This is a genomic window from Mesorhizobium sp. M1D.F.Ca.ET.231.01.1.1, assembly GCF_003999155.2.
Classification (GTDB): domain Bacteria; phylum Pseudomonadota; class Alphaproteobacteria; order Rhizobiales; family Rhizobiaceae; genus Mesorhizobium.
On sequence record NZ_RZOZ02000277.1, the window covers coordinates 1 to 284 of the forward strand.

The window sequence follows — 284 nt, forward strand, 5'->3', positions numbered from 1 at the left end:
CGTCAGGAACAGCGCCAGAAGCCCGGCTATGCCGATGACGATGCCGCGAAACAGCGTGTAGGAATTGACCGAGTCCTTGTAGGATTCAGGTTCCCAAAGATAGACCTGGGGCAGCTTCGGCGAGGCAAGCTCGGCCACGAATGTGACCACCGTGCCGGGGTTCAGCGTCACCCGGAAGACGTCGGCATCCGGGCTGGTCTGGCGGTCGAGCGCGAAGCCTTCGCTAGGCGTGATCGCCGCGATGCGAGTCGAGCCGAGGTCCGGCCAGAAGATGCCGGAATTCA

The 284-nt window shown here is 63.0% G+C and carries 1 protein-coding gene; it reads right to left on the reverse strand.

From position 1 onward, the window contains the following. On the reverse strand, positions 1-284 hold a 284-nt coding region (locus EN874_RS33290; protein WP_135884753.1), incomplete at both ends, for a hypothetical protein.